Origin of the sequence: Nitrososphaera sp. (assembly GCF_050748925.1) — an archaeon.
Lineage (GTDB): Archaea > Thermoproteota > Nitrososphaeria > Nitrososphaerales > Nitrososphaeraceae > Nitrososphaera.
Genome location: NZ_JBOGQF010000195.1, coordinates 1 through 2,427, shown reverse-complemented (window position 1 = coordinate 2,427; position 2,427 = coordinate 1). Strand labels below are relative to the sequence as shown.

Annotated in this window: 3 protein-coding genes; 2 read left to right on the top strand and 1 reads right to left on the bottom strand. The window is 56.6% G+C overall.

Going from position 1 to position 2,427, the window contains the following annotated elements:
• On the bottom strand, positions 1-660 hold a 660-nt coding region (locus tag ACREAY_RS11355), incomplete at its 3' end, for a hypothetical protein (protein ID WP_431755882.1).
• A 105-nt stretch (positions 661-765) separates the two neighbouring features.
• Between ACREAY_RS11355 and ACREAY_RS11350 the strand changes: the two genes are divergently transcribed.
• Complete coding sequence (locus ACREAY_RS11350; protein WP_431755881.1) at positions 766-1,629, top strand: formyltetrahydrofolate deformylase; 864 nt, start codon at positions 766-768, stop codon at positions 1,627-1,629.
• Positions 1,626-2,348: a creatininase family protein gene (locus ACREAY_RS11345; RefSeq protein WP_431755880.1), complete on the top strand. Its 723-nt coding sequence runs from the start codon at positions 1,626-1,628 to the stop codon at positions 2,346-2,348. The genes ACREAY_RS11350 and ACREAY_RS11345 overlap by 4 nt, the downstream gene beginning before the upstream one ends.
• Positions 2,349-2,427: the final 79 nt, after the last annotated feature.

The following is a 2,427-nucleotide window of genomic DNA, read 5'->3' as shown; positions in this document are numbered from 1 at the left end:
TGCATACACCAGGAAAGGATCGTCGGTGATGACATGAGTGTGCGGGAGGATTAGGCTCCTGAAATTGTCTACCGCCTTTTCGGTGTTGAACGTGCATACCGAATGGCCGGCCGCAGCCTTCCCTGCGATCCACACGTCGTCGCCTGCCTGGTGCCTGCAAATCCTTTCGCTTTCGCCCTGCTGACTGCCGTCGACGAAAACGATGCTGCTTGCCGTGTTGGCAAACCTCGTCGCCGAAAATGCGCCGAGGATCTCTTCTCTGCATGAACTGCCGCCGTGCAGCACGATGACGCGCTCGTCTTTGAGCGCGCCGATGAACTGGAGCGCCTCTTTCCTGTACGCGTTGCGGATAATGTCAAGGGTAGAGATCGACTGGTTGTCGCAGGGAAAGTAGCCGAGGAGGTTCTGCCTCACTTGGTGCAAAAAGACCTCTGAGCCGTAGCCAAATATCTGGCCGATGGCCTTTGAAATGAGGTCGTACCTGGTAAGCACAACGTGTTTTGGGATCCTGTGCATCTCTGAAAGGTGGTTTATCAGGAGGCCAGAACACGATTCGCCAAGCAGCTCAAAGGCGTCTGCTATTGCAAAGTAGACCGTGTTGGTGACGCTTGACCAAGGCTGGTATCCTGCCTCTAACAGCATGCCGTGAATCTCTGACACATGCTACCTAACGGCTTTCACATAGTAAAGCGCCAGTTTGTTCGCCCGTACGAGCTTGCCTCCGTGCAAGATTTATTTAGCTTTTGGGGGCGCTATCAGCCAGCAATGGTCGCCGCAAAGACGATAATCGAAGTCACGGTCGTGGGCAAGGACCGCAAGGGCGTCGTAGCAGACATTACCAACCATATCTTTGGCAACGGCGGCAACATTGAAAAGATTAGCCAGAACGTGGTCCGGGGCCTCTTTGGCATGCAGCTGGAAGCGTCGTTTCAGCATGCGGACCACAGAGAATTTGACAGGGGCCTGCAAGAGCTTGCAAAAAAACTCCAGATGGAGATCAAGGTCCACTACCAGGAACCGGACAGGCCCAAGAACGTGGCGCTCTTTGTCAGCAAGGAGCCGCACTGCATCGAGCGCATACTGCAAGGGCGAAAAAAGGGCGAGATCAAGGCCAACCTCGCGGTTGCGGTAGGGAGCGAGCCGTCGCTCAAGCCGATCGCCGACGCGGCCGGCATACCGTTCCATTCCGTGGCGCACGCCGACCAGGCAGAGGCCGAGAGGAACATACTTCAACTCATCGAGAAATACAATGTCGACGTCATCGTGCTTGCGCGATATATGCGCATCCTGACGCCAAACTTTGTGTGGCGCTACCCAAACAGGGTAATCAACATCCACCCATCGCTGCTCCCTGCGTTCCCGGGGGCCTATGCCTACGTCCAGGCGTACGAGCGGGGAGCAAAGATTGTGGGTTGCACTGCGCACTTTGTCACCGAGGACCTCGACCAGGGGCCGATAATATCGCAAAACTCGTTCAAGGTGCAGCAGTCAGACACACTTGAGACGATAAAGAAAAAGGGCCAGGAGCTGGAGGCCGAGACTCTGTTTGAGGCTGTAAAGTTGTATCTGGAAGGCAGGCTGGAGGTCTACTGGGGCAAAGTGCATACTAAAGACCACAAGCCCAGGTGAAGGTTATTAACAAAGGCAGGCAGATTGCAGTTATGCACGCGTACGGCATGAGCGACCCTGACGTCAAGGGGTTCAAGCGCGCAATCGTCCCGGTAGGCTCGACAGAGCAGCACGGCCCGCACCTGCCCGTGCTGACCGACGCGCTCATTGCAGAGCACGTCGCCGGGCTTGTCGCGGCCAAAACCGGCGCAGTAGCCATGCCTGCGATAACGTACGGCGTGTCGTACGAGCACGCGCCGCTCTTTCACGCGTCGGTGCGCAGTTCCACGCTCTCTGCCATGGCGTGCGACGTCTGCGCCTCGCTTGCAGACTATGGCTTTACCGACATTATCCTGCTAAACGGCCACCACGGCAACATTGGCGCCCTGCAGTACGTCGCGCAGGAGCTAAAGGGCAGGATGGCAGGCAACGTGTCCGTGCATACCTTGCATTACTGGCACGCCATGAAAGAAGAGCTGGGCCACGCCGGCGAAACGGAAACCTCGCTCGTGCTTGCCATTGCTCCACGTCTGGTCAGGATGGAGCGCGCAAAGCCTGGGTCAAAAAAGCTGGACAAGTCTAAGGCCGCCTATTCGGCGCTTGCCAACGCGCCTGGCTCGTTTGTAAAGATAACCGGCAACGGCGTGTGGGGAGACCCCCGGAAGGCGTCCGCGGAAAAGGGCCGGAAACTTTTAAAAGAGATAACCGCGGGCCTGGCAAAGACCATTTCAGAGCTGTGAGCGCGTGCGAATTTTAATATATGGCGTCCAAGCGCCTTACTGCAGGTAAATTAGATGTCCGTTGATATGGCTGTTAAGG

What these genes read in the sequence shown, in the direction of transcription:
- ACREAY_RS11350 (WP_431755881.1), top strand. Translation starts at nt 766, where the DNA reads ATGGTCGCCGCAAAGACGATAATCGAAGTCACGGTCGTGGGCAAGGAC.